Source organism: Shinella sp. G-2 (assembly GCF_050172695.1).
In the GTDB taxonomy this organism is placed as follows: Bacteria; Pseudomonadota; Alphaproteobacteria; order Rhizobiales; family Rhizobiaceae; genus Shinella.
Genome location: NZ_JBBEYH010000030.1, coordinates 15987 through 41291, shown reverse-complemented (window position 1 = coordinate 41291; position 25305 = coordinate 15987). Strand labels below are relative to the sequence as shown.

The 25305-nt window shown below is 65.1% G+C and carries 28 protein-coding genes; 15 read left to right on the top strand and 13 right to left on the bottom strand.

Annotated elements, in window-relative coordinates; all coding sequences use genetic code 11:
* Positions 1 to 44 precede the first annotated feature (44 nt).
* A complete protein-coding gene (locus V8U06_RS26215; RefSeq protein ID WP_226923510.1) occupies positions 45 to 530 on the bottom strand; it encodes a GlcG/HbpS family heme-binding protein in 486 nt (161 codons plus the stop codon).
* A gap of 261 nt (positions 531 to 791) precedes the next feature.
* Between V8U06_RS26215 and V8U06_RS26210 the strand changes: the two genes are divergently transcribed.
* The 3 genes from V8U06_RS26210 (at position 792) to V8U06_RS26200 (ending at position 3562) form a co-directional block, all read left to right on the top strand.
* The gene (locus tag V8U06_RS26210; RefSeq protein WP_427143195.1) at positions 792 to 2138 is read left to right on the top strand and encodes an NAD(P)/FAD-dependent oxidoreductase; all 1347 of its coding nucleotides are present in this window, start codon (positions 792 to 794) and stop codon (positions 2136 to 2138) included.
* Between the two features lie 79 nt (positions 2139 to 2217).
* Entirely contained in the window at positions 2218 to 3117 is a 900-nt protein-coding gene (locus V8U06_RS26205; protein ID WP_226923522.1) for a DMT family transporter, read from the top strand.
* A gap of 70 nt (positions 3118 to 3187) precedes the next feature.
* Positions 3188 to 3562, top strand: coding sequence for a VOC family protein (locus V8U06_RS26200; protein ID WP_427143180.1), 375 nt, complete (start codon positions 3188 to 3190; stop codon positions 3560 to 3562).
* 39 nt (positions 3563 to 3601) lie between these two features.
* On the opposite strand, the gene V8U06_RS26195 is transcribed toward V8U06_RS26200, so the two are convergent.
* The 4 genes from V8U06_RS26195 to V8U06_RS26180 all read right to left on the bottom strand — a co-directional run bounded on the left by V8U06_RS26195 (position 3602) and on the right by V8U06_RS26180 (position 7599).
* The gene (locus V8U06_RS26195; RefSeq protein ID WP_427143179.1) at positions 3602 to 4132 is read right to left on the bottom strand and encodes a dihydrofolate reductase family protein; all 531 of its coding nucleotides are present in this window, start codon (positions 4130 to 4132) and stop codon (positions 3602 to 3604) included.
* Positions 4133 to 4226: 94 nt separating this feature from the next.
* Positions 4227 to 5174, bottom strand: a complete 948-nt coding sequence (locus tag V8U06_RS26190; RefSeq protein ID WP_427143178.1) for a GlxA family transcriptional regulator — start codon at positions 5172 to 5174, stop codon at positions 4227 to 4229.
* Positions 5175 to 5244: 70 nt separating this feature from the next.
* Positions 5245 to 6048: an SDR family NAD(P)-dependent oxidoreductase gene (locus V8U06_RS26185; RefSeq protein WP_226923529.1), complete on the bottom strand. Its 804-nt coding sequence runs from the start codon at positions 6046 to 6048 to the stop codon at positions 5245 to 5247.
* A 111-nt stretch (positions 6049 to 6159) separates the two neighbouring features.
* Positions 6160 to 7599, bottom strand: coding sequence for an amidase (locus tag V8U06_RS26180; RefSeq protein WP_427143177.1), 1440 nt, complete (start codon positions 7597 to 7599; stop codon positions 6160 to 6162).
* Between the two features lie 49 nt (positions 7600 to 7648).
* On the opposite strand from V8U06_RS26180, the gene V8U06_RS26175 reads away from it, so the two are divergent.
* Complete coding sequence (locus tag V8U06_RS26175; RefSeq protein ID WP_427143176.1) at positions 7649 to 8413, top strand: helix-turn-helix transcriptional regulator; 765 nt, start codon at positions 7649 to 7651, stop codon at positions 8411 to 8413.
* Here the strand turns inward: V8U06_RS26175 and V8U06_RS26170 are convergent, their stop codons facing one another.
* Positions 8414 to 9745, bottom strand: coding sequence for an APC family permease (locus V8U06_RS26170; protein WP_427143175.1), 1332 nt, complete (start codon positions 9743 to 9745; stop codon positions 8414 to 8416).
* Positions 9746 to 9965: 220 nt separating this feature from the next.
* On the opposite strand from V8U06_RS26170, the gene V8U06_RS26165 reads away from it, so the two are divergent.
* From V8U06_RS26165 to V8U06_RS26135, 7 genes are all read left to right on the top strand, one after another.
* Positions 9966 to 10421 (top strand): ester cyclase, encoded by a 456-nt coding sequence (locus V8U06_RS26165; protein ID WP_427143174.1) that lies wholly within the window; start codon positions 9966 to 9968, stop codon positions 10419 to 10421.
* A 211-nt stretch (positions 10422 to 10632) separates the two neighbouring features.
* Positions 10633 to 11754 (top strand): bifunctional DNA-binding transcriptional regulator/O6-methylguanine-DNA methyltransferase Ada, encoded by a 1122-nt coding sequence (gene ada, locus V8U06_RS26160; protein WP_427143173.1) that lies wholly within the window; start codon positions 10633 to 10635, stop codon positions 11752 to 11754.
* Positions 11751 to 12392, top strand: coding sequence for a DNA-3-methyladenine glycosylase family protein (locus V8U06_RS26155; protein ID WP_427143172.1), 642 nt, complete (start codon positions 11751 to 11753; stop codon positions 12390 to 12392). Before ada ends, V8U06_RS26155 begins: the two co-directional genes overlap by 4 nt.
* Before the next feature lie 41 nt (positions 12393 to 12433).
* Positions 12434 to 13084, top strand: a complete 651-nt coding sequence (alkB, locus tag V8U06_RS26150; protein ID WP_427143171.1) for a DNA oxidative demethylase AlkB — start codon at positions 12434 to 12436, stop codon at positions 13082 to 13084.
* Positions 13085 to 13397: 313 nt separating this feature from the next.
* A complete protein-coding gene (locus V8U06_RS26145; protein ID WP_427143170.1) occupies positions 13398 to 13532 on the top strand; it encodes a hypothetical protein in 135 nt (44 codons plus the stop codon).
* Positions 13533 to 13656: 124 nt separating this feature from the next.
* Positions 13657 to 14223 (top strand): methylated-DNA--[protein]-cysteine S-methyltransferase, encoded by a 567-nt coding sequence (locus tag V8U06_RS26140; RefSeq protein WP_427143169.1) that lies wholly within the window; start codon positions 13657 to 13659, stop codon positions 14221 to 14223.
* Positions 14220 to 14969, top strand: a complete 750-nt coding sequence (locus V8U06_RS26135; RefSeq protein WP_427143168.1) for a 2OG-Fe(II) oxygenase — start codon at positions 14220 to 14222, stop codon at positions 14967 to 14969. The genes V8U06_RS26140 and V8U06_RS26135 overlap by 4 nt, the downstream gene beginning before the upstream one ends.
* Positions 14970 to 15027: 58 nt before the next feature.
* Here V8U06_RS26135 and V8U06_RS26130 read toward each other — a convergent pair whose 3' ends face one another.
* Together V8U06_RS26130 and V8U06_RS26125 are read right to left on the bottom strand one after the other, a co-directional pair.
* Positions 15028 to 15582 carry a hypothetical protein gene (locus tag V8U06_RS26130; RefSeq protein WP_427143167.1) on the bottom strand — a complete coding sequence of 185 codons (555 nt, stop codon included), beginning with the start codon at positions 15580 to 15582 and terminating at the stop codon, positions 15028 to 15030.
* Between the two features lies 1 nt (position 15583).
* On the bottom strand, positions 15584 to 16093 hold the full coding sequence (locus V8U06_RS26125; RefSeq protein WP_427143166.1) for a methylated-DNA--[protein]-cysteine S-methyltransferase: 510 nt from the start codon (positions 16091 to 16093) through the stop codon (positions 15584 to 15586).
* Positions 16094 to 16277: 184 nt separating this feature from the next.
* Between V8U06_RS26125 and V8U06_RS26120 the strand changes: the two genes are divergently transcribed.
* Together V8U06_RS26120 and V8U06_RS26115 are read left to right on the top strand one after the other, a co-directional pair.
* The gene (locus V8U06_RS26120; RefSeq protein ID WP_427143165.1) at positions 16278 to 16667 is read left to right on the top strand and encodes a hypothetical protein; all 390 of its coding nucleotides are present in this window, start codon (positions 16278 to 16280) and stop codon (positions 16665 to 16667) included.
* Positions 16668 to 16699: 32 nt separating this feature from the next.
* Complete coding sequence (locus tag V8U06_RS26115) at positions 16700 to 16897, top strand: hypothetical protein (protein ID WP_427143164.1); 198 nt, start codon at positions 16700 to 16702, stop codon at positions 16895 to 16897.
* Positions 16898 to 16973: 76 nt separating this feature from the next.
* Here the strand turns inward: V8U06_RS26115 and V8U06_RS26110 are convergent, their stop codons facing one another.
* From V8U06_RS26110 to V8U06_RS26100, 3 genes are read right to left on the bottom strand one after another with little or no spacing between them, the layout of a single operon-like run.
* Positions 16974 to 18005, bottom strand: coding sequence for an extracellular solute-binding protein (locus V8U06_RS26110; RefSeq protein ID WP_427143163.1), 1032 nt, complete (start codon positions 18003 to 18005; stop codon positions 16974 to 16976).
* 27 nt (positions 18006 to 18032) lie between these two features.
* Entirely contained in the window at positions 18033 to 19007 is a 975-nt protein-coding gene (locus tag V8U06_RS26105; protein ID WP_427143162.1) for a CobW family GTP-binding protein, read from the bottom strand.
* On the bottom strand, positions 19001 to 20719 hold the full coding sequence (locus tag V8U06_RS26100) for an amidohydrolase (protein ID WP_427143161.1): 1719 nt from the start codon (positions 20717 to 20719) through the stop codon (positions 19001 to 19003). Before V8U06_RS26100 ends, V8U06_RS26105 begins: the two co-directional genes overlap by 7 nt.
* A gap of 154 nt (positions 20720 to 20873) precedes the next feature.
* On the opposite strand from V8U06_RS26100, the gene V8U06_RS26095 reads away from it, so the two are divergent.
* The gene (locus V8U06_RS26095) at positions 20874 to 21791 is read left to right on the top strand and encodes a LysR substrate-binding domain-containing protein (RefSeq protein ID WP_427143160.1); all 918 of its coding nucleotides are present in this window, start codon (positions 20874 to 20876) and stop codon (positions 21789 to 21791) included.
* A 199-nt stretch (positions 21792 to 21990) separates the two neighbouring features.
* Here the strand turns inward: V8U06_RS26095 and V8U06_RS26090 are convergent, their stop codons facing one another.
* Both V8U06_RS26090 and V8U06_RS26085 read right to left on the bottom strand, forming a co-directional pair.
* Complete coding sequence (locus V8U06_RS26090; protein WP_427143159.1) at positions 21991 to 23958, bottom strand: TPM domain-containing protein; 1968 nt, start codon at positions 23956 to 23958, stop codon at positions 21991 to 21993.
* Between the two features lie 42 nt (positions 23959 to 24000).
* Positions 24001 to 24777 (bottom strand): DUF3667 domain-containing protein, encoded by a 777-nt coding sequence (locus V8U06_RS26085; protein WP_427143158.1) that lies wholly within the window; start codon positions 24775 to 24777, stop codon positions 24001 to 24003.
* Between the two features lie 235 nt (positions 24778 to 25012).
* On the opposite strand from V8U06_RS26085, the gene V8U06_RS26080 reads away from it, so the two are divergent.
* Positions 25013 to 25276, top strand: a complete 264-nt coding sequence (locus tag V8U06_RS26080; protein WP_427143157.1) for a hypothetical protein — start codon at positions 25013 to 25015, stop codon at positions 25274 to 25276.
* The last annotated feature ends 29 nt before the right edge of the window (positions 25277 to 25305 follow it).

Genomic DNA, 25305 nt, shown 5'->3' with positions numbered 1-25305 from the left:
AAAATGGAGCGGCCCACACGAGGTGGGCCGCATCTTCGTCTGGCTTATTCGGCAGCGCCGATGGCCTTCAGGCCGGCAGCCGCGCAACCGGCATCGATATCGCCCGACGGAGCGCCGCCGACGCCGATGCCGCCGACCAGAGCCTTGCCGAACTTGATCGGCAGGCCGCCGGCCTGGATGACCATGCGGGCATCCATGTCGCGCAGGCCGTCGTTTGCCGGCTTGGAAGCGATGAACTCAGCAAGGCCGGCCGTGTCGCGACCCATGGCAGCCGAGGTGAAAGCCTTGCCTTCAGCGCTGGAACCGGTGTGCGGGCCGGAATTGTCGCCCTTGAGCAGAACCTTGGTCGAGCCGTCGCGGGCTACGATAGCGACGCTGACATTGTGACCTTCGGCAAGGCAAGCCTGCAGCGCAGCGTCTGCGGCCTTGTTGGCGAGCGCGACCGGCAGGTAGGGAACGGTCGGCAGTTCCTGTGCGGTAGCAGCGAGCGGAGCGAGGACTGCAGCGGCGAGAACGATGGTGCGGATCATGGTGTCTTCCTTTCGATGTTTGATGAGAGGAAATTAGCCCGCCCGTCGCCGCGCCGATATTCGTAGACCTCGCGCCGGCCTCGGTAGTTCTACGGAGACGGGTGTGAAGGGGACAGGCGAGATCAATCCGTTTCCCCGCACAGGAGGCCGACATGCGCCGATCCCACCTTTAAAGGCCAAAAGTCGCTACGCGCCGCGCCTTGATTCACCCCTTGAGAGTGACTACCACGGTGGCTCGCCTGGATTTTCAAAATGCGCAGCGTGATCTCCTTTCCCTTCCCAGAAACCGGCCCCATCGAGCATGCCGGACCGTTGCCGGCAGCCTCCAACGTCGTGATCATCGGCGGCGGCGTCATCGGCGTCACCACGGCGCTCTATCTCGCCAAACGCAACGTCTCCGTGACGCTCCTCGAAAAAGGGCGCGTCGCGGCCGAGCAGTCTTCGCGAAACTGGGGCTGGATCCGCAAGCAGGGGCGCGATGCGGACGAACTGCCCATCGTGATGGAGGCCTGCCGCCTGTGGCAGGAACTGGCCGAAGAGTGCGGCGAGGATATCGGGCTCACGCAGGCCGGCGTCACCTATCTTGCCCATTCCGACAAGGACATGTCCGGGTTCGGCACCTTCATGAAGATCGCCGCCGAACATGGTCTCGACACCCGTCTTCTCAACGGAAACGAGACCGCCGGCCTCTTCAAGGGCGCGTCGCGGCGCTATGCCGGCGCGATGATCACGCCGTCCGACATGCGCGCCGAACCCTGGCTCGCCGTGCCGGCCCTTGCCCGGCTCGCCGCTCGGCTCGGCGTCCGGATCGTCGAAAATTGCGCCGCGCGAGCGCTCGACGTTTCCGGTGGCAGGATCAGCGGCGTCTGGACGGAGGCGGGGCGTATCGCGACCTCTACCGTCCTGGTAGCCGGTGGGGCCTGGTCGTCCCTCTTCCTGCGCAGGCATGGCATTTCCATTCCGCAGCTCAGCGTACGGGCGACCGTCGCGGCCACGGAACCCCTGCCCGAGGTCCATGCGGGCGCGGCCGCCGAAAAGCATATCGCCTTCCGGCGCCGGCAGGACGGCGGCTACACCCTCGCGCCCGGCGGCAGCAGCCTGCTCTATCTCGGACCGGATGCCTTCCGGCACGCGCCGAAATACATGCCCGCGCTGATGAACAATCCCTTCGGCACCCGCTACAGTCCGGCAGCCCCGGCGACCTATCCCGACAGCTGGTCGACGCCGCGCGACTGGGCGCCCGATGCCGTCAGCCCCTTCGAGAAAAGACGCATCCTCAACCCGGCGCCGGAGAGCGCAGGCCTGCGCGCCATCGAGCGCAATTTCCTCGACCTTTTCCCCCATCTCCAGCGCATTCCCTTCAAGGCGACCTGGGCCGGCATGATCGACGCCATGCCCGACGTGGTGCCCATCGTGGACCGTGCGGCGGCCATAAACGGCCTGCTCGTGGCGACCGGCATGAGCGGCCACGGCTTCGGCATCGGACCGGGCATCGGCCGCGTCGTCGCCGACCTCATCCAGGGCAATGCGACCGGGCACAATCTTCATCGTTTCCGCCTCGGGCGTTTCAGCGACGGCAGCCCCATCCAGTTAGGGCCGGCCCTCTAACGCATGTCCAGCCGAAGCGGCATCGCTTCGGCGTCGGACAATGCGGCACAACAACAGGCAAGGGCATTTCGAGGTATCCATGAGCTCCGGATTGATCGACACGAAACCGCTGGCGGGCATTGCGCTCGCCTCGGCCGGCTATGCCTGTTTTTCCATGCAGGATGCGCTGGTGAAATGGATGATCGCGACCTACGAGGTGCCGCAGATCCTTTTCATGCGCAGCCTCGTCATCGTCGTGATATCGGGCGTGCTGATGCGCGTGCGCCACCATCCCTCGATCCTGAAAAGCCCCTATCGCGGAACGGTCGTGCTGCGGGCGGCCCTGATGCTCATCGCCTGGCTGCTCTACTACAACGCCGCGCGCAGTCTCGGCCTCGCCGAACTCACGACGCTCTATTTTTCCGCACCGATCATCACGGTCTTCCTGTCGATCCTCGTTCTCAAGGAGGCCGTCGGGGCGGGACGCTGGATTGCCTGCATCGGCGGCTTTGCGGGCGTGGTGATCGCGGCCAATCCGTCGCATTCCCCCCATCTCATCCCCGCCGCCATGTGCCTCGTCGCGGGTTTCTGCTGGGCGTGGAGCACGATCCTCATCCGGCTGGTGAGCCGCAGCGAAAGCACGCTGACACAGATGTTCGCCACGAGCCTGCTGTTCGGCCTCGCCTGCGCGGTCTCCTTCCCCTGGATCTGGCGCACGCCCGATGCCGAAGGCTGGATGCTGATGATCGGCCTCGGCCTGATCGCGACGCTCGGCCAGTTCCTGCTCTACGAGGGCTTCCGCTATGCGCCGGCATCCGCCCTGGCGCCGGTCGAATATACCGGCCTGATCTGGGCCTTCGCCTATGGCTATGCGATCTGGGCGGAAATCCCCGCCTGGAACGTCTTCCTCGGAGCCCTGCTCATCGTCGCCTCCAGCATGGTCCTCGTGCTCTGGGAACGCCGAAGCGAGATTTCCGCAAGGAACCGCGCCGCCGCGTGAGCGTCATCGCGACGCCGGCGGGCCGGCCGTGATACCCTTGCCCCACCAAACCGCACGATCGGAAGCCTTCATGTTCGACCACGTCAAGTTCGGCGTCAACGACTATGCCGCAAGCAGGACATTCTTTCTCGAGGCGCTCGAACCGCTCGGCGTCGGTATCGTGGCGGAGGGCGCGCCATCCTATGGCATCGAGCTCAGCGCGAAGGACCAGGCGTCGCTGTGCCTCTACCAGACCGGGGAGAAACCGGCGCCTCTTCACATCGCCTTCGCGGCCGAAACCCGTCAGCAGGTCGACGCCTTCTACCGGGCGGCCCTCGCGGCGGGCGGCACGGACAATGGCCCACCTGGCCTACGCCCGCGCTATCACGCCAACTACTACGCCGCCTTCGTCATCGGCCCGGACGGACACAATATCGAAGCGGTCTGCCACGCGCCCGAGGGCTGACCTCCGGCAAGAGGCAACCTTCAGCGGCGGCCCGCCGGATCAGGCAGGAGCATAGGTCAAGCGGATCACGTCCCCATCGATCCGGTCATGCGCCAGAAGGCGAAGCGGCGGGCGGGGTCCGGCAAAATAGGGGTCGCCGTGCCCCAGCACGACGGGATGCAGATAGATGCGGTACTCGTCGATCAGCCCGAGGTCGGTGAGGCTTTTCGCCAGGTTGGGGCCGGCGACTTCGATCTCGCCATCGTGCTCGGCCTTCAGGGCGCGGACCGCACCCTCTAGATCCTTTCCGACAAGGCTGGCATTGGGGCCGACGGATGTCAGGGTGCGAGAGACGACCCATTTCTGCTGCCTCCGCCAGGCGGCCGCGAAGGCGCGCTCGTCCTCGCCCCATTCGGGATGCTCTTCGTCCCAGTAGCGCATGATGTCATAGATCCGACGGCCATAGATGCTGCCCACCTGCCCCTCGGCCTCCCGGATGAAATGGCGAAAGAGCCCCGGGCCCGGCGCAAACTTCATATGGTCGACGTAACCGTCGAGGGACTGGTTCATTCCGAATACGAGCCTGGCCATCGCCGCCGCCTCCCCTGATGCACCTTATCATCTAGGCCCGGAACACGAGCCGGCCAGGAGTAGAACCAATTAAAGGCGTCGCGACAATCGCTATCTACGTTGCGGCAAGGTCCCGGCGCGCATTGCGGCGGATCGTCTGCGGCGGCTGGCCGAGGGTTCGCAGGAAGGCGCGGCGCATGCGGTCGCTGTCGGCAAAGCCGGTTTCCACCGCGATGACGTCCATGGAATGGCGGCCCTGCTCCATCAGCATGCGCGCCGCCTCCACGCGCAGGGTCTCGACAGCCTTGGCGGGCGATTGCCCCGTCTCGGAGCGGAAGGCCCGGCTGAACTGGCGGGCGCTGAGGCCGGCTGCATCGGCAAGTTCCTCGACGGACAGCACATTGCGCAGGTTCGCCTTTGCATAACTGACCGAACGCTGGATCCGGTCCGATTTCGGATCCATTTCCAAAAGGGCGGAAAACTGCGACTGGCCGCCGGCGCGCCGATGATAGACGACGAGCTTGCGGGCGACGTCGCGGGCAACCGCCTGCCCGTGGTCCTTCTCGATCATCGCCAGCGCAAGATCGATACCCGCCGTCATGCCTGCCGACGTCCAGACATTGCCATCGACGATGAAGATGCGGTCCTCCTCCACCTTGATGGCCGGAAAGCGCTCGCGCAGCAGGCGGGCGAAAGCCCAATGCGTCGTCGCGCGCCGCCCCTCGAGAAGGCCGGCTTCGGCAAGCACGAAGGCCCCCGTGCACGGCGCCGCCACCCGCCGCGCCGTGTCGAACGCATCGCGGGCAAAGGCGGTTACGGCGGGCGTCACCGGCGGCACGGCCGCGCCGGAGCCAATCATCACCGTATCGTAGACGGTCTCGCCGAAGGCCCTGGTGAGAACGCCGAAACCGGCGGAGGACCTGACCTCCCCGCCGGTCTCGGAAAGCAGATCGATCGCATAGGCCTCTTCGCCGAGCGCCAGATTGGCCATCTCGAAGGCCGTGACCGCGGCAAAGCCCATCAGCTGGAAATCCGGGAAGACGACATAGCCTATTGTGTGCATGGCCCATCCGATCCTGTCTGAAATCGCCGGATGCAGCATATTCACGCCATCCAGCGATGCACAATAGCCGTTACGCGCGCCCGACCTGGTAGCGGTCGGCCGGTCTGTTGCGCGAGAGGTTCGGCCGCAGCCGCTGGCGGGCCGCCTCGAAGGTCTCCCAGTCGGCGGTATCGGGCAGCGAGGGGATGGTGATCGTCTCGCCCAGATCGAGCCCGGCGAGCGCCGCATCCACCATGTCTTCGGCGGACATGACGATCTCGCTCGGCACCATCTCCAGCGGCGTGCCGGAAAGGCCCCAAAAATCGGTCGCCGTCGCACCGGGCAACACGGCCTGGACGCGGACATTGCTTTCGGCCAGTTCAGCCTGGAGCGCCCGGCTAAGCGCCAGCACGAAAGCCTTGCTGGCGCCATAGACACTGTTGAGCGCCTCCGGCACGATGCCGACGATCGATGCGATGTTGACGACCGTGCCGCCGCCGCGGGCGACGAAACCGGGGATTGCGGCATGGGTCAGGCGCGTCAGCGCATTGACGTTGAGCGTGATCATGTCCTCCATCCTGTCGATATCGGACACGAGCAACGGCCCGGTCGCGCCGATGCCGGCATTGTTGACCAGCATGGTGATGCTGGCATCCGCCTTCAGCAGCGCCTCGACGCGGCCGAGATCGGCCTTGTTGCCAAGGTCTGCGGCAAGAACCTCCACGGCACGGCCCGTCTCGTCCGTGAGACGCCGGGCGAGATCGTCGAGCCGCGTCCTGTTGCGCGCGACGAGGATGAGATCATAGCCCCTGCGCGCCAGACGATCCGCATAGATCGCCCCGATGCCGGAGGACGCTCCGGTTATCAGCGCCGTTCCATTTCCATTGCCAGTCATCATGAACTCCTTGGTTTCAATCGATGAGGCAATGTTAGATCGGAAACCGCATGTCTCAAATGTCATATATCCTGCAATTCAGGACATGCCTTTTGGGCCTGCAGGCGTCCTTCACCAGGCCCAGCCTTTCGCACGGTGGCCCGTCAATCCGGCCATGCGAAGCACTCGCTCGATGGCGCCACCGATCGAGAGAACCGTCTCGTCGGCATAACGCCGGCCGACGATCTGCAGGCCGACGGGCAGGCCATCGTCCGCAAGCCCCGCCGGCACCGACAGGGCCGGGCATTGCGGCAGGAGATTGAAAGGGCAGGTCATGTCGAGGCCGCGGAAGCGCCCGTCCGACAGGTCGGCGACATAGTCGTTGTCGTCGGCATCGGCCGGAGGCGCCGTGACGGCGCAGGTCGGGCAGAGCAGCGCATCGTAGCGGGCAAGCACCGCGGAGAGATCTCTCCACATCCGCGTGCGCAACAGTTCCACCCGCTTGTAGGCCACCGCGCTCAACGTCCGGCCGCGTTCGACGAGATCGACGACGATCGGGTCCATGCGGTCCCGATGCCCCTCCAGCGCCTCGCCGAAAAAGGCGGCCATGAACACGCACCACAGATCGTACCATTGGTCGTTGACGGCCCGTGTCCAGCCGATCTCGACGGGCTCGACCACCGCGCCCGCCGCCCGCAGCGCATCGACCGCCGACAGGATCGATGCCTGCACGGGCGTCTCCACGCTGTAGTAGCCGAGGTCGAGCGAAAGGGCGAAGCGGCGGCCGGCGAGCGGACGGGCCGCGGCCTCCTCCACCGAAAAGGCACACGGCAACGAGAAGATATCCGCGTCGTCGGGTCCTGCCGCGGCGGCCATGAAGGCGACGGCATCTCCCGTCGTGCGCGCCAGCGGGCCGAAATGGGAAATGCTGTCGAAGGTGCTGGGCAGGATGGTCATGGGAATGCGCCCAAGGCTCGGCTTGAGGCCGACGGTGCCCGTGAAGGCCGCCGGAATGCGCACCGAGCCCCCCATGTCCGTGCCCTCGGCGAAGGGCACGACACCGGTGGCAACCGCGACCGCCGAACCGCCGGAAGAGCCGCCGCTGGTTCGCGCCGCGTTCCAGGGATTGCGCGTGATGCCCCAGCGCGGGCTGGCGGTGAAGCTGGAATGAGCAAATTCCGGCGTCGTCGTCTTGCCGATGAGGATGGCGCCCGCCGCTTCCAGCCGCTCGATACACAGGGCGCTTTCGTCGGGCACCCAATCCGCGCGCGACCAGGAGCCGAGTGTCGTCAGGTCGCCCTTCGTCGGCGTCAGGTCCTTGGCAGCGAAGGGCACGCCGAGAAGCGGGGGAAGAGCACCGCCCCCTGCCCGGCGCCGATCCGCCGCCCGGGCGGCGGCAAGCGCCGCCTCCTCGCGCACGACCGTGAAGGCGTTCAATGCGGGATTGACGATCTTCGCCCGCCGGAGGGATTCGGCGATCACCGTCTCGGCGGAAAAATGCCCCGCGCGGATGCCATCGGCGATTTCGGTTGCCGGCAGATCGAGCGGATGCGGGTGAGAAACTGTCTGCATGGCGGCAAACTCCGTGCTAGGTCTTGGCTTCAGGGAACGGGGACGGATCGTGGCAGACGGCGCGGCAGCCTATATCGACCAATGGAATGCCGGCCTTGCCGCGGCGGTGGCGAGCCTTGGCGAAGCGGGTTTCCCCGCGGCACTGGAACAGGCGCTGCGCCATCTCGTCCCCTTCGAGATGATGAACGGCTTTGCCTATGCGGCGGGCGGCAAGGCCTTCGACCTCGACAACGCACGCATCGTCGGCGATAGAACCACCATCGTCGACCACTATCTTGCCGGCGCCTATATCCTCGATCCGTTCTATGACGCGGTTCGTAACAGCCCGACGGGCGGCATCCTGATCATGCGGCGGCTTGCCCCCGACCGCTTCGCCGAAACGGAATATTACCGCCGCCACTACCAGGCGACGGGCATTGTCGACGAGATCGGCTTCATCCTGAAACTGCCGCATGCCGATGCGGTCCTTTCGCTGTCGCGCATCGGGGACGTGCCGGCCTTTTCCCGGCGCGATATCGACCGGCTGGAAAGCGCCGCCCCGGTGGTGCAGGCGCTTTGCCAACGACACTGGCATGACCGCTTCAGCCCGCCGGACGTCGAGGAAAAGGCGGCGGCGGCGATCAGCCATCCGCTGCTGTCGAAGCGGGAACTGGAGATCGTGACCCTGATCCTGAAGGGTCACTCCACCTATTCCATCGCCGCCACGCTCGCCCTTTCGCCGAACACCGTGAAGGTCCACCGCCGCCAGGCCTATGCCAAGCTCACCATTTCCAGCCAGGCGGAACTCTTCCATCTCTTCCTCAGCCGGCGCTGATCATTCGGCGAACTCCACCTCCGGCGGGGCAAGCTGGAAGAAGCGCGTGAGATAGGCAAGGTAGCCGATGCCGATGACAAGCCAGAGGATGCCGAGCAGCTTGGCGTGGCTGTCGAGGTTCCACAGCAGGAACAGGTCACACAGGGCGCCAGCCGCCGGAACGATCAGCCCTAGCACCGGCCCGAGCGGCCGCACGACCGCATGGCCCTTGAGATAAAGCGCCATCACCGAGACGTTCACGGCGGTGAAGGCAAGGAAGGCGCCGAAATTGATGAAGGACGTCGAAGTGGTGATGTCGAGCGTCAGCGCGAGCAGGCCGACGATGCCGACGAAGATCAGGTTGAGCACGGGCGTGCGCCATTTCTCGTGCAGCTTGCCGAAGATGCCGGCGGGCAGCACGCCGTCGCGCCCCATCGCAAAGAGCAGCCGGCCGACGCTCGCCTGCGCGGCAAGGCCCGAGGTGAACTGCGCCACCACGAGCGTTGCAAGGAACACCGTGACGAAGAGGTCTCCGCCGATCATCAGGGCGATTTCCGATGCGGCGGAATCGACCGAGGCGAAGGTGCCGCCCGGATGGGCAAGCTGCGTGACATAGGCCGAGCCCGTGAAGATGAGGCCGCCAATGACGGCGATGATCATGATCGCCTTCGGCATGGTGCGGGTCGGCTCGCGCGTTTCTTCCGTCAGGGTCGAGACGGCGTCGAAGCCGAGGAACGAATAGGCCGCGATGGCGGCGCCGGCGATGGAAGCGCCGAACGGCACCCCGGTCTCGAAGAACGGCCGGACCGAGACAAGCCCGCCGGGACCGTTCAAGGCGATGACGTAGCGTGCCGCGAGCGCGACGAAGGCGATCAGCACCGAAAGCTGCACCAGCATGAGCACCACGTTGACGCGGTTGGCAAAGGCAATGCCGACGACGTTGACGGCCGTCGTCAGCACGATGAAGCCGACGATCCACATCCAGGCCGGCACGGCCGGAAAGGCCGCGGTGAGATAGGCCGCGCCGATCAGCCAGATCACCATCGGCAAGAAGAAATAGTCGAGCAGCACCGCCCAGCCGACGAGAAAGCCGACACCGGAATTGAGGGATCTGCGGGCATAGGTATAGGCGGAACCGGCGACCGGATAGACTTTCGCCATGACGCCGTAACTTGCTGCCGTCAGGAAAATCGCCAGCGCCGCGATGAAATAGGCCATCGCCGTCGTGCCCTGGCTCACCGATGCCAGGGCGCCGAACGTGCCGAACACGATCATCGGCGTCATATAGGCAAGGCCAAACAGAACGACGGACCACAGGCCGAGCGTTCGGTCGAGTTTGATTGTTTGTGTCATGTTCCCCTCCTCCAGGTCTTGGGGTGAAAGGTCGGGGAAGTCGCGGGCAAAGCCAATAACCCCAGGGTGTTATGCCGCCCGATGACAGGTCTGTCCCCGGCCCCGCCGTTTCCGGTTCGAAGAGAAGAACCGGAGTTTGGCGACCGCCGCGCTCCGATATCCCTCTCGCAGGTCATCGAACGGTTTCGATGCCCGCCCGACTGGAAGAGAGGATTTTTCCATGAGCAAAGAAGAAGACAACAAGGCCGTCGTCGTTCGCTGGTTCACCGAATTCTGGGGCAAGACCGTCAATCTTGCCGTCGTCGACGAGATCGCCCATCCCGATATGCTGCTGCACTATTCCCTGCACGAGCCGCGTCGCGGCCGCGAGGACATCAAGGCCTTCATGACCGATTTCCGCGCCGCCTTTCCCGACCTCAACTTCTGGGGCACGGCGGACCTGATCGCCGAGGGCGACCATGTCGTCGGCCAGTGGGAAGGCGGCGGCACGCATACCGGTGCGGGCTGGGACGATCTCCTGCCCGGCTACGATGCGCTTCCTGCCGCGACCGGCCGCAAGATGCACTTCACCGGCAAGACCGTGCTGAAGGTGGTCGACGGCATGATCGTCGAGGAGCACGGCCTCGACGACGGCCTGACGGCGATGATGCAGCTCGGGCTGATCCGCAAGGCCTGACGGAAGGACGCCGCCCGCCGGGCTCCATGCAACGTCGCGAGAGAACGGGAGGCGCGCACGGATCCGGTGCGGGCCTCCCCGTTTCTGCCGTGCAGCACAGCCGGGCCAGCGCAAGAACCGGGTGGTTTTCGTTCGATTTGAGAGCAAGGATCGGAGTGTGGCCGACGCCGATCGGCGGCACGATCATGCCAGACCCATCCGAGCAGAGACCATGGACACGACCATCCGGCCCGCATCACCCCTTCCCCCCTCATCGGTTCCCGTGGCGGACGATCCCCGCTGGGCGCGCGTCCTCGCACGTGACAAGTCCGCCGACGGCCAGCTCTGGTATTCCGTTTCGACGACCGGCGTCTATTGCCGGCCCTCCTGCCCGTCGCGTGCCGCGAACCCGAAGAACGTCGCCCTGCATGACACGCTCGAAAGCGCCCGCGCGACCGGCTTCAGGCCCTGCCGCCGCTGCAATCCCGATGGCCCGACACTCGAATGCGAGAATGCCGCGCTCGTCGCGAAAGCCTGCCGCATCATCGAGGACAGCGAGGAAGAACCGTCACTGGAGGCGCTGGCGGCCGCCGTCGACCGCAGTCCGAGCTATTTCCATCGCATGTTCAAGGCATCGACGGGGTTGACCCCGAAGGCCTATGCCGCCGGACAGCGCGCGAAGAAGGTGCGGCAAGGCCTCGAAACCGGCACCAGCGTCACCGAGGCGATGTATGACGCCGGCTTCAATTCGAGTGGCCGCTTCTATGAGAAATCGAACGGCATGCTTGGCATGACGCCGACGCAGTATCGCGCGGGAGGCGCCAACGAGGACATCAAGTTCGCCGTCGGCCAGTCCTGTCTCGGCGCGATCCTCGTGGCGTCCAGCACGAAGGGCGTCGCCGCGATCCTGCTCGGTGACGACCCGGAGGCGCTGGTGCGCGATCTGCAGGATCGGTTTCCGAAGGCACGCCTGATCGGCATGGACCGCGACTATGAAGCGCTGGTCGCCCGTGTCTGCGGCTTCGTCGAAAATCCGGGCATTGGTCTCGACTTGCCGCTCGACGTCCGCGGCACCGCGTTCCAGCGCCGGGTATGGCAGGTCCTGCAGGAGATTCCCGTCGGCGAACGTCTCTCCTATTCGCAGGTTGCCCGCCGCATCGGCGCGCCGCGCGCCCGGCGGGCAGTCGCCGGCGCGTGTGCCGCCAACACCCTCGCGGTCGCCATTCCCTGCCATCGCGTCGTTCGCAACGACGGCGCGCTTTCCGGCTACGCCTGGGGCGTCGACCGCAAGCGCGTCCTGCTCGACCGGGAAGCGCTCCAGCCCTCGACCGCGCTCGCCGGACGGACCGCATGAACCTTTTTTCACGTTACGATGATTCCGTTGCCTTCCTCGCGGACCAGGACGAGGACTGGGCAAGGCTGATCGATCTGGTCGGGCCATGCCGGCACGATCCCAAGGCCGCCCGTGAGCCCTACGAGGCGCTCGTGCGGGCGATTGCCTATCAGCAACTGACGGCCAAGGCCGGCGACGCGATCATCGGCCGCCTCAAGGGGCTCTTCGCGAACCGGGATTTTCCCACCCCGGACGATCTCGTCGCAGCCAGGTTCGATGCGCTACGGGCCTGCGGCTTTTCGGCCAGCAAGATCGGCACCATCAAGGCCATTGCGCAGGGAACGCTGGACGGCCTGATCCCCGCCCGCCCGATTGCGGCCACCATGGAAGACGAAGCGCTGATCGAGCGCATGGTCGCCATCAAGGGCATCGGTCGCTGGACGGTCGAAATGCTGCTGATGTACGCGCTGGAACGGATGGATGTTCTGCCCGTCGACGATTTCGGGGTTCGCGAAGGCTATCGCGTCCTGAAATCGCTGCCCGAGCAGCCGAAGCCGAAACAGCTGCGTGCGATCTCGAAGGCCTGGTCGCCCCATCGCACGGTCGCAGCCTGGTATCTCTGGCGCGTCCCGCGCGAGCGCGGAAACGTCTTGAAATGACCCCGCCCTTCGATCAACGGAACATCCGATAGGCAGAACCGATGCCCGATCTGTTTGGCAGGCTTGCGCCCGCAGAACCCGCGACGGAGATCATGGCGGAGGGTGCGATGCTGTTACGCGGCGCGGCCCTTCCCTACGAAAAGGCCCTGCTTATCGCGCTCGACGATATCACCGCTTCGTCGCCCTTCCGGCACATGGTCACGCCGGGTGGTTTCACCATGTCGGTGGCGATGACGAATTGCGGCGCGGCCGGCTGGGTTACCGATCGCACGGGGTATCGCTACGACCGCACCGACCCGCAAACCGGTCGACCCTGGCCCGTCATGCCGGATTGTTTCCTCGATCTGGCGATCACGGCGGCGGCGCGGGCAGGCTATCCGGATTTCCGGCCTGACGCCTGCCTGATCAATCGCTACGAACCCGGCGCCCGCCTTTCGCTGCATCAGGACAGGAACGAACGCGACTTCGCCAATCCGATCGTGTCGGTCTCGCTTGGCCTGCCGGCGACGTTCCAGTTCGGCGGCCTGAAGCGGACCGATCCCGTGCAGAAATATGCGCTGCGGCACGGCGACGTCGCCGTCTGGGGCGGCCCGTCACGGCTTTTCCATCACGGCGTTCCCGAATTGAAGGACGGCATCCACGACACCGTCGGACGCATGCGCATCAATCTGACCTTCCGGGGCGCTCTCTAGAGTTTGTCAGGGAAAAGTGGGAACCGGTTTTCCCGAAAAGACAAACGAAAACAAAAGAATTTAGAGCATGTCTGGTTCAATCTGAACCTGACATGCTCAAGCCCTCGGACGCCTTGCCGTTCGACGAGAACAATCGAAATGCGGCGGGCGGGCGTTCACGGTCCGCCCGCCGCAACGACCAGAACAAGGAACCACGCTCATGTGCTCGCGGGGCGGATCCGACGCCAGGACGAGCCGGCGCAAGCGACCTGGAACGGACGCCGCCGGCATGCCTGGGGCACGCACCCGGGGAAACGCGGACAAGGCGCTCGTGATGGCATTCATCGGCGAGCTTGTGGCCGCCGGCCATGCCGAGCTGCAGATGCGCGACAATGGCGAGGCCGAAGTCCGCTTCGCCTCCGGCGAGACCTACCTTCTCACGGAGACCACGATCCTCAGGCTCACCTGAACGGGCACGCTTGAGCACCGGCCGGCAAGCCGGCCTTTCTTGGATTTGAAAGCAAGGACCGGAGTTTGACACGGCAGCCCCGGCCCTAAGGTTCAGCCATCCCATCAAGCACGGAGTGACGGCAATGAACCTGATCCTTAAAATGAATGCGCTGCGGCCGAGGCTGCGGGTCAAGTCTCCCGCGACGCCCGCTGACATCCTGTCCTATGCCATCACCGATTGCGACCTCGGCAAGGTGTTGGTCGCGCGCAGCGCAAAGGGTGTTTGCGCGATCCTGCTCGGTGACGATGCAGAGGAACTGGCCGCCGATCTCGCTGCCCGTTTCCCGAAGTCCACGCTCGTCCTTGGCGAGGAGGCCGTGAAGGGGGATGTCGCCGAAATCCTGCGCTACATGGCAAAGCCCTGCGGCGGCCTTCATCTGACGCTCGACATGCGCGGCACGCCGTTCCAGCGCCGCGTCTGGGAAAAGCTGCTGACCATCCCGGCTGGCCAGACGGTCAGCTACCGGGACCTGGCGCGCTGGATCAGCCCGCTGGCCAGCCCGCGCGCCGTCGGCAATGCCTGCGCCGCCAACCCGCTCGCGCTCGCCATCCCCTGCCACCGCGTCCTGCGCGGCACGGGGGAGCTCGCCGGCTATCGCTGGGGCATCGAGCGCAAACGCACTCTCATCGAGAAGGAAGCCTCGGCATGAGCAGGACCGCGATCAATCAGGACCCGTCTTCCGCGGAGGTATCCGCGGAAGCCAGGATTGCCGCCTACGACTGGCAGGGGCTTGCCGGCGAACTCGACGGCTTCGGCTGCGCCGTGCTGCCCGGTCTCCTCACGCCCGAGGAATGCGCAAGCCTCGCATCGCTCTATCCCGAGCAAAGCCATTTCCGCAGCCATATCGTCATGGCGCGGCATGGCTTCGGCAAGGGCGAATACCGCTATTTCAGATATCCACTGCCCGATGTCGTCGGCGGCCTGCGCACGGCGCTCTATCCGCGCCTTGCCGGCGTCGCCAACCGCTGGAACGAACGGATGGGACTGGACCAGCGTTTTCCCGGCACGCATGCCGCCTTCCAGCAGCAATGCCACGCCGCCGGCCAGACCCGACCGACACCGCTCCTGCTGCAATATGGTCCTGGCGATTTCAACTGTCTTCACCAGGATATCTACGGCGACCTCGCCTTTCCGATCCAGGTCGCGATCCTGCTCTCGGAGCCGGGCCGCGACTTCACCGGCGGTGAATTCGCCTTGACCGAGCAACGCCCGCGCATGCAGAGCCGCGTCGAGGTGGTACCGCTTCGCCAGGGTGACGCCGTCGCCTTCGCCGTCCACAATCGTCCCGTCCAGGGCACGAAGGGCAATTACCGCGTGAACCTGCGCCACGGCGTCAGCCGCGTCCGCTCCGGCATGCGCCATACCGTCGGGATCATCTTCCACGACGCGCGCTGACGGCGCGCTGCCGATTGTCCCATCCGCTGCTGCGATCCGCCCTTTACGGATCGCAGCACTACCAGCCGGGATAGAGCGCATAGAGACGGGCCCAGTCCCGCAAGGCGCCGCTGCCGCGCAGACAGGCAATCGCCTCGGCGGCATGCCAGGTGCAGGGCACGCGGCGCAGCCAGACATTGTCCTTCCCCGCCCGATAGAGCCAGACGATGGACGCGGCCATCATCTGGCGGACCTCGGGCATCGCGCGATAGTCGGCCCGCCACAGGGCCATGCCGGACGGGTCCACGTCGTCCCGATGATAATCGTAACCGGTCGGCCGGATCGCATGATGATAGGGCGCATGCCCGTCATCGCGGAACAGGGCTCCCAGAGCATAGAGAGCGATGACATCGCGCAAATGACGGTCGAACGGCCGCGCGACGCCTGCCATGGACTGCAGGAGATCGATCCCGAGCATATCGGAGAGCCGTTCGATGTCGTCCTCGTCCAGGTCGAGCCGCGCCGCGACCAGCCGCGCCAGGCGGTAGCCGGGAAAACGGTCGCGCGCGGCGTCGACGGATGCGAAGGACAGCCGGATGACATCGAGCGGCTCGGCCAGGGGAACAGCCGCCATATCATTCCGCCGCGACGCGCCGTTCGCGGGCCAGAAGCGCCTGCTTGCGGCGCACACCCCATCGATAGCCGGAAATCGAGCCATCCTTCTTGATGACGCGATGGCAGGGCACGATCAAGGCGATGGGATTGCTGGCGATCGCGGCCGTCACCTCCCGCGGATCGCGTGAACCGAGCTGCGCCGCCAGCGTCCCGTAATTCGTGGTCTGGCCGGCAGGAATGCCCTGCAGCATGCGCCAGACCTGAACCTCATAGGGGGTGCCACGCAGATCGAGCGGCAGGTCGCAGGGCCTTGCGGGATCGTCGATCGCACCGGCCAGGATGTCGATCATGCCGGCAAGCTCTTGCGGACGATGGTCGAGCGCAGCGTCCGGAAACCGGGCGCGCAGCGCGTCCTCCATCGCGGTGCGCATGGCGCTGAATTCGAGCGCCACGATCCCGCTGTCCGACACGGCGACGACAAAATCGCCAAGGGAACTGGTTCCCCACGCAAATCGAATGGTTTCACGCATCGTCCTGACCTCTCGTTCGTTGTGAAGTCAGTCTAGAGACCGATGCGCCTGGCCACCCTCCGGTCCTTGCTTTCAAATCGAATTCCGGGTCGGCGCCGATTTCCGATTTGAAGGCAACAATCGGAGCGCAGGCACCCGGACAGCAAGCCTATCGTCGGCGGCAAGAAAACCGATGGAGCTGCACATGGACACCCCCGAGATCTACGATCCGCAGGACCTGGGGCGCCGGCAACAGATGGCCGCCGCCCGCCGCCAGCGCGAAAGCGCGCGCCTGGCGCTGCTTGACGACCTCCTCGACGCGCAACGGCGCGCGGACGGGCTGAAGCGCTGGATCGCCGCCCTCTCGTGCCCTGAAAACGGCGATCCGCATCCCGAACTGCAACGCATGGCCGGATGGGCCAACGCCCAGCTTGATACGCTGGAGCGCACCCTCAGCCCCGAGCAGATCGCCGCGACAGTGCGAGAGCGGGACCTGTTTCCGAACGTCGACCCTCTCGACGACCCGAAGGGCGAGCCACCGTGCGCCCGCATCTGGGGCCACTCCGCCGCGCTCTGGCACATCAATGCGGCCTGATCGAACCATCGAGCCGCACGGAGGGAAAACTCATGCTGACCTTGCTGCATGGTCTGCATGCCATCGCCGCGCAACGCGGCGATGGCGTGCGCCCCGAACTGTGCGGGGCGAACCGCACGGTCTCCGGCATCGACAAACATGGAAGATGCGGTGCAGAGAGAAGCCAGAAAATGGGGCAAGACGTCGCGGACGCGACGGCTTGCCCGGGGCCGTTGCAGGCTCAGGAGTGAAAGGCCGAGACGGACATCTCGGCTAGGCTCGGAGAACCCGAAAGGCATGGACGCCCCTTTCAGGGCGCCCGGGCGCTTACTTCAGCACGTCGGTCCAGATCTTCGTATAGAGTTGGTCCACCTCGGGCTTGCAGGCCACGGCGAACTCTCCGGCCGCCCGGAACTGTTCGGGAATATTGACTTCCGGCGCGTTCTTCATGTCCTCGGGCATGAACTGCTCCGACCCCTTGATGCCGTTTGCGTAGCGGTCGAAGCTCGAAAGCAGCGCGGCGTTTTCGGGATCCATCATGAAGTTCATGAAGAGCTTGGCATTCTCGACATTCTTGGCGTCCTTCAGGATCGCGAGATTATCCATCCAGATGCGGTAGCCTTCCTTCGGATAGCCGTAGACGATGGCGGGATTCTGCAGACGAGCCCTGAAGATCGCGCCGCTCGTGCTGCTGCCGGCGGAGGTATCACCCTTTGCCATTCGCTCGATGGAGCCATAGTCCATGGAAAGCCATTTCGGTCTGGCCGCCTTGAGAACGTCGCGCGCCTTCTTGAGCACGGCGAGGTCGCCCGTGCAGCCTTCACCACCGACATAGCGGATGGCGAAGTACATGACATCGGCCATTTCCGGCACGATGTTGATCTTGCCGGCCAGTTCCGGCGGCGGATCGAAGATGACGGCCACCGTGTTCGGATCGCCGGAATATTTCGATGTGTTGACGTAGACCCCCGACGTGCCCCACTGCCATGGCACGGAGTAGTGGCGGCCCGGATCGTAGGGCACGTTCACCCAGCGTTTGTCAACATTCTTGAAGTTCTCCATCTGATCGGGACGGGCCTCCAGAAGCAGGCCCTCGTCGATCCAGACATTCATCACATTGGATGTCGGGACCACCATGTCGAAGCCGTGGCCACCCTGACGAACCTTCGCCAACGCAGTCTCGTTGGAATCATAGTCCGTCAACGTGACCTTGACGTCGTATTGCTTCTCGAACTTCGCGATGAGATCGGGACTCGTATAGTTGCCCCAGTTGAAGATGTTGAGTTCACCGGCCGCGAACGCGGCAGTGGAACTGAGAAGTGCGAAGCCGAGCGTCGCGGCGCCGAGAATGCGGATCATATGGTTTCCTCCCATGGATTGGTCCCGCTAGATTGATGGCGAAGATGAAGGTGGAGCGGCGCAACGGTCGAGTTGCGCCAGAATGGCCTCGAAAGGCGGACGCTCGCCGAAACCGATGAGCGCGAGCACGTTCTCGGTGTCGATCCCCTCGGGCGCCCATGCTGCAGCATCGACGGTCAAACGGGTTCCGACGAGGTGGACGGCGAAGCACCGGCCGCCCTCCGTGTGCAGGAATCCCTTGGCGCGATAGACCGAGGCCGGCAGGCCGGTCAGCACGGCCTGAACGCGCTTCAGATCGACCACTCCGTCATGCCGCCAGGTCGCGCTGACGGCGATTTCATTGACGGGTTCGGCGGAAAAGGACGAGACGACGCCGCGCGCAAGCACCGGCCCGGCAAAGAGCAGGTCGAAGGGCACGCGCGCCTGCGTCGCCTCTATCAATCGCATATCCGGAAACACGCAGCGCGCACGCCAGGCATCCACCGCAGCGCGGCCCGCCAGATCGGCCTTGTTGAGGATGAGAATGTCGGCCGATGCGACCTGCACATCCGCAAGACCGGAGGCGGCCGCGCGGGCGGCGTCAAAGCCTGCGACGTCGACCACCACCACGATGGCATCCGCCCGCAGCCGCCCGGCAAAACGGGCATAGCGCACCGTGTCCATGATGCGGGCAGGATCGGCCACGCCGCTTGCCTCGACAATGATATGGTCGATGTCCGCGCGAGCCGCCAGAAGTGCCTCGATCTGCTCGACCAGACCTTGGTTGAGGCCGCAGCAGACGCATCCGTTGGAAAGGCTGTAGAGCCCGCCCTCCGCCGAGGCGATGAGGGCGGCGTCAATGTTGACAGCCCCGAAATCGTTGACCATCACGGCGATCTTCAAGCCGTGGTCACCACCCAGGATATGGTTGACGAGGGTTGTCTTGCCCGCCCCCAGAAACCCACCGATCACCGTGACCGGGATCGGGGCTGCGTTTCTTGTCGCGTTGGCTCCGGTCACCATAGGCTCGGCGCCTCCCCTTGCCACACCGCTTCTGAGCGCTCGTTCAACCGGTCATGCACCAACTGGCCCTGCAGGAAGGTGAGGTCCACACGCGTTGAATGGATGTTGCCCTGCGGCTCCACCTCGAAGAGATTGCGATCGAGCACGATGATGTCGGCCGACTTGCCGATCTCGAGCGAACCTGCCTCATGTTCGATGCCCATCGACCAGGCGCCGTTGCGCGTCATGACGTCGATGGCCTGTGGCAGGGAAATCGGTTCGCCGAACCGCCCCTCCCCCTCGCCCCAGGGATTGGCGCGCGTGACCAGCGTTTCGAGCGCGATCCACGGATCGAGCGGGCTGACCGGCCAGTCCGTACCGATGACGGCGACACCGCCGGCCTCCAGAACGCCCTTGACGTTATAGGCCCGCGACAGGCGTTCCGGGCCGTAGCCCGAGCGCGCGCCTGAAACGAATTTCGACGGATACCATGAGACCGGCGAGAATTCGGCTGTGACGTTGAGATCGCGGAAGCGCCGGAGATTGCCACCGTGCAGGATGGTGCTGTGTGCGCATTGGTGGCGGACGTTGAGCCCTCCGGGCCGCCCGCGCACCTCCTCGACCGCGTCGAGAAAGGTGTCGGACGCCGCATCCCCCGTGCAATGGGCGATGACACGGATGCCCTGTCGGTCCATGTCCCAGATCATATCGGCAAGATGCTCCGGCGTAAGGTTCAGCTTGCCGCTCCAGCCCGCGTTGCCGCCGTCCCAGGGCGTGATGAGAAAGGACGAGCGCGGCTCCACCGTACCGTCGAAGTGGAATTTCACCGCATTGGCGTTCAGCCTGGCCGAGCGATAATAGTGGCGCTCGCCGGCCAGCAACTCCCAGCGCCGGCGCACCGGAAAGATGTCGTCCTGCCAGCTGATGGCCGCCTCGACACGCAGGGTAAGCTCGCCGGCCTGGTCGAGCGATTGGAGGGCGTTCAGCCGGCTTTCGCAGACATGCACATATTTGGTCGCGACAACCCCGCGCGCAGACTGATAGCGCACCCCGTCCCGATAGGCAGCACGCAAGACCGCGACGGGCGTCGGCGGCATCGCCGCATGGATGAGAGCGTAGGCACCGTCGATGAGCAGGCCCGTCGGCTCCCCGCTGACGGGATCGCGCTCAAGATAGCCGTTCGTCGGGTCCGGCGTGTCCGCACTGATGCCGGCGCGGCGAAGGGCCATGCTGTTGACCATCATGGTGCCCCACATGCGGTCGAGCAGCGCGACCGGCCGGTCAGGCATGACGCTGTCCAGCCAGTCGCGACCGGGTACGAGGCCTGCCTGGCGGAAAGTATAGCGGACGAAATACTGCCCGTAGATCCACTCCCGGTCGGGATGCCGGGCCGCATAGGCCTGCACCGCGTCACGCACCTGCTCGGGTGTCGGATCGACGATGCCAATGTCGAGATCCTCGGCATAGCGCGGAGCGAGCGCGAGATCCGGGTGGGTGTGCATGTCATAGAGGCCGGGCATGGCGAAACGTCCGCCGATATCCATCACCCGGGTTTGTGCGCCGATCAGATGCTCGACATCGTCGCGCGCGATAACACGCCCGCGCGCGACCGCCAGAGCCTGGCACCAGGGCAGGCCGGGATCGCCGGTATAGATGCGACCGTTGACGAGGACGAGGTCTGCAAAGACATGGTCGGCCGCATGGCTCGGCCGATGATCGTAGAGGGAGCGCATCGTCTTGATTTACCTGTCGAATATTGGATAGCGGCGGGATGTTCCCTTCGGGTGCCCCTGCCGTTGCCATCAGGTAATCAGCAAATCCCTTGCACAAAAAGCGATTTATTTTACCATTTTCTGCAAATTCTATTCACCAAAGAGCAGGCTTGGCATGCCGGAAAAACCGCGGATTCCATCAACGCAGGCGCTGCGCGCGCTCGACAGTTTCGCGCGGCACGGCAGTGTCTGGCGGGCGGCCGAGGAGCTGAACTTGACGCGAAGCGCCGTCAGCCACCAACTGCGGCTGCTCGAAAGCGACCTCGGTTTCGACCTTCTTGAGCGCATCGGCAAGGGCGTGGCGCTCACCGCGCGCGGCCGGCGCTATGCACATGACGTTCACAAGGCGCTAACGATGCTGGGTGATGCGGGCATGCAGCAAGGTCAGGGCATCGGCGGTTCCTTCCGGATCAGTTGCACACCCGGCTTCGCCTCGCTCTGGCTGTGCACCCACATCGCGTCCTTCCAGGAAATGCACCCCAATGTCTCGCTCTCCATCCTCACCCCCCGCCGGCTGGACGATGTCAGCAACGCCGACACCGACGCTTTCATCGCCTTCGGCGACGGAAACTGGCCAAACCACGTGGTGGAGCTGCTTTTCGACGTGGAATTCACCCCGCTCTGCAGCCCAAGCCTGCTCAACAAACTCGGGGGGCTTTCAAAGCCAGTCGATGTACTGCGCACCAACCTGCTGCATCTTGGCGATCTCGAAGACTGGACACGCTGGCTGTCGCTGACCAAGGTCGAAAATTCCGACCCCGCTCGGGGCATCACCTTTTCGGATATGAACCTTCTCTTCTCCGCCGCCATCGCCGGCCAAGGCATCGCGATGGGCGACGAGCTGACGAGCCGGGATGCGCTGGGGGACGGCAGGCTCGTTCGCCCCTTCAACATCGCAATCCGCTCGCCACGCTCCTACTACCTCGTGGTCGACCTCGTGAAGTCAGACCATCCCGTGCTGCCCGCTTTCAGGGATTGGCTGAAATCCAGCCTGGCGGAAGGCGGGACTGCGGCACGAAGTGCGTTTGGCTGATGCAGATCACCGTCGGAAGCAGTGGAGAACGGGGCTGGCAGCTCCTCTAAAGACCGTCATCGCGGACCGCCACGCGATGGAACGGGCCGGGTGTATTTCCGGCCCGCTTGTTGCCCCTTGTGAGGGCCATCCGTCCACCTCAGACCTTCAGCAATCCCGCCGCCCGGTCCCATTGGGATGCGGCAGGCATGGCAAAGGCCTATTCGATCAGATCGTAGCTGATCAGGTCGAATTGCGGCGTGTCGCCGGCGAGGAAGCTTTCACGGACGACGAAGGCATAGGTCCTGCCGGTTTCCAGCGGCACCGGCATCAGCGCGGCGGCGGCTGGATTGACGTAGACGAGGGCGTCGCGGCCCTCGGCGGAGCGGACATGCATGGCGGGGCCGATGCGCTCCTCCTTGATGGTATTCACGTCCAGTACCTTGTCGTCCCGGCTCGGCGTCGTCGTCACGATGGTCGCGCGCACCCGGGCCAGCTTGCGCCAGGACGGGCTTTTCAGCGGGTCGTATTTCGCACCCGTCGCGGCAAGGTCGGCCTCGGCTTTCGCTTCGGCGGCGACCATGTCCTCGAGGCTCTGGAACCGCACGTTCCATTCCCAGGGCTTGGTGTCGCGCATGATGCGGTAGCCGGCTTCGGCGATCAGCTCGCTGGCGGCCGGTGGTTTCGTGCCGCCATCGAGCAGCGTCAGGAAGCTCTCGAGATAACCGCGTAGCGGCTCGCTGTCCTCATACTCCACGAGGAGACCGGCGCCGAGCGCGATGCCCGTCTGCCGGCTCCCGGGCGCGACGACCAGCACGGCGCCGTTGCCGACCTCCAGCTTGCCGACGCGCAACTGGCGCATCGCATCCAGCGCATATTGATCCGCGCTGCGCCCCTGCAGGTCCTTCGCGACGATGGTGACGATCTCGATATTGTTGCTTTCGGCGAAGTCGTAGGCAGCCTTTGCCAACGTCTCCTTGATCGCCGGATCGAACATGCCGAGCTCGTCATAGACGAAGCGGTCGAACTTGGAGGGCGTGCTGGCCGCATCGAGCACCGGCATCCTGTCCACGGGGCCGGCTGCCACCGTTTCCGGCTTCTTGGCCGACGCGCTTCCGGCTGACGCCAGTGCATTGTTGATGGCCTCGACCTCCTTGCTTACAGCATCGATATCGGCATCCGGCTTGGTCAGCTTGCCCATTGCCTCGATCAGCCGGGCTTCCAGCACCTCGCGGGTCAGTCCCGCCAGATCCTGCGAAGCCGCCTCACTGCCGGCCGCGGCATGCGCCTGGCTGTCCGTGGTGAGTTCCGACGGCGCGGAGCCGCTTTCCGTCTTGGCCTCGACGCCGGCGTCCGGCTGCAGATCGGCGGCGGCGACCGCCGTGTCGCTGCATTGGGGGCCGGCCTGCTGCTCGCAGGATTCCGTCCAGCCCGCCTCGATCGCCACCAGCCGCTTCTTGCGGCCGGGATGGGTCGGGCCGTCCTCTTCGGGAATGAGCGTGCTGATCGCCTTGGTGGCGTCGGTCAGCGCCGCGCCCATCTTGTAGAGCACGAAGCCGCTGAACTTGTCCGCCTCCAGCTCGATCGGCGGCTGGCTGCCGCCCGGCAGCAACGTATGGCCGGAGAGGTGATGACCGATCTCGTGCGCCATGATGGAGATGCTGGCCCAATCGTTGTTGATCGTTGCCTCGCGCACCTGTTTCATGAAGACGGCATTATAGGCGATGACGCGTTCCGGCACGCCGTCACCCCCCATCACGATCAGCGCGGCGGCGTTCGGCACTTCGCCCTCGACGACCTTGAAGTTCTGCGGCAGGCCGGTGAACCGCATGATGTTGCGCACGGCTTCCTTGCCATCCGTGCCATCGGTGCCGGCCAGGGCGCGCGGATCCACCTTGAAGGCCTGGCCATCATAGGAACAGGCCTGCAGCAACTCGCTCAGTTCCGCGGCCAGTTCCTGCTCGGAAGGCGTCTTCGTTTCCGCCTCGGCGACGAGCACGCCGCGGTCCTTCTTCTCGAGGCGGCTGAACATGTCGTCGCAGATCGCCGCGCCGTTCGGGATCGGCGTCAGGAAGCCTTCTCCCGCGCGCGACAGCGGTGCGGTGCCGGCCCTCGCCCCGCAGGCAAGCGCCATCGTGGCCACGGAAAGGCCGAGCATGAATTTCCAGGTTCGCAGGTTCATCACCATTGATTTCCTCCTCGTTGACATTCCGGAGCCGCCATCCTCGCCTCAAGCGAGTTGGATCATGACGATCCGGATCACTGCGCGCCCGTAGAGATAGAGCGCGCCCTTCTTGACGGCGTAGAACACGGCGGTGCCGATGAGCGGCCACCACCATTGCCGGCGAAGATCGATTGAAAAGAACTGCGTGAAGGCCACGAAGACAATGCCGGCCTCGACCCATCCCATGTAGTAGCCGGAGATGGCGCGATGTGCCTTCACCGCCTCGATACCCGTCCACCAGTAGAGCGGCAGCAGATTGAGGATGTTGGCGACAAGGATCACAAAATGCGCATAGGTCGCCAGCACCAGATGCTCGACCACGTTGAACCCGCCGCGACGCCGGAAAACAATCAACGAGGCGGTCAGAATGGCGACGATCCCGATGGAGAACGACCATTTCGAATAGGCCTGCACCAGCACCAGCGCCTTGCTGAGACCGGGGCTCGCGGAGCCGAAGAAATCCGTCTGGTGGATGACGACAAGCAACAGCACGATGGCCGCCAGCAGGAGCTTCAGCGGGTGCACATGTTTCTTGCGCTCGCCGAGCACATAGGCGCGCGCCACGCTGCCCGGGGCGAAGGTGACCCGCAGGGCCGCCTTGACCATGTCGGCCTCGAACCAGCGCAGCTTGTCCCAGGCTTCGTCCCGCACCTCGCCCCAGCCGAAGCGCCGCGCCTTCTTCTGGCCGCAGGCGGAACAGAAGGGCGTGGAGAGCGCGGCGCCGCAATTGCGGCAGACCGGCGCGTCGAAATGGGCCGCGGACGGACGATGCGGATCGGTCATGCGTTGCAACCGCGAAAGGCCGGCATCATCGATGGCGCTCGAGCGATGCGCAGGCCGGCGACGGCCGCGGCTTTGCGTTTCGTCCGCTTTTTCCATAGACCATGGCTTCCGGATCGCGGCATGCCGCGCGGCTTGGGAAGAGGGAGGCAAAAGCGTGCATGGAACCACCGTTACGCGCCGGAAAGTGCATTCTCGCAAATCTTACGTGCTGCAGGCCATGTTTATTCTGCTCGCCATGAGCATTTCTCTCGCGAGCCTCGCCTGGGTCGTTTCTTTCGACGGCTCGCCCTGGTGGCTGGCGGGCGCCGACCTTCTCCTGCTGGCGGCCTGCTACCAGGCCTTCGCCGGTTTCATGGAAACATGGGTACCGGCGATCGCGGCGCTGGATGTGCTCGGCATCGTGCTGCTGGCCATCCTGATCCTCGTCGCACCGCTGCTCTCGCCGATTGCCCTCGGCTGGACGATCCTGCAGGCTCTGAAAGCCGGTCCGCAAGATTAGCCTGCAAGCGACCCAGCGTCGAAATCGCC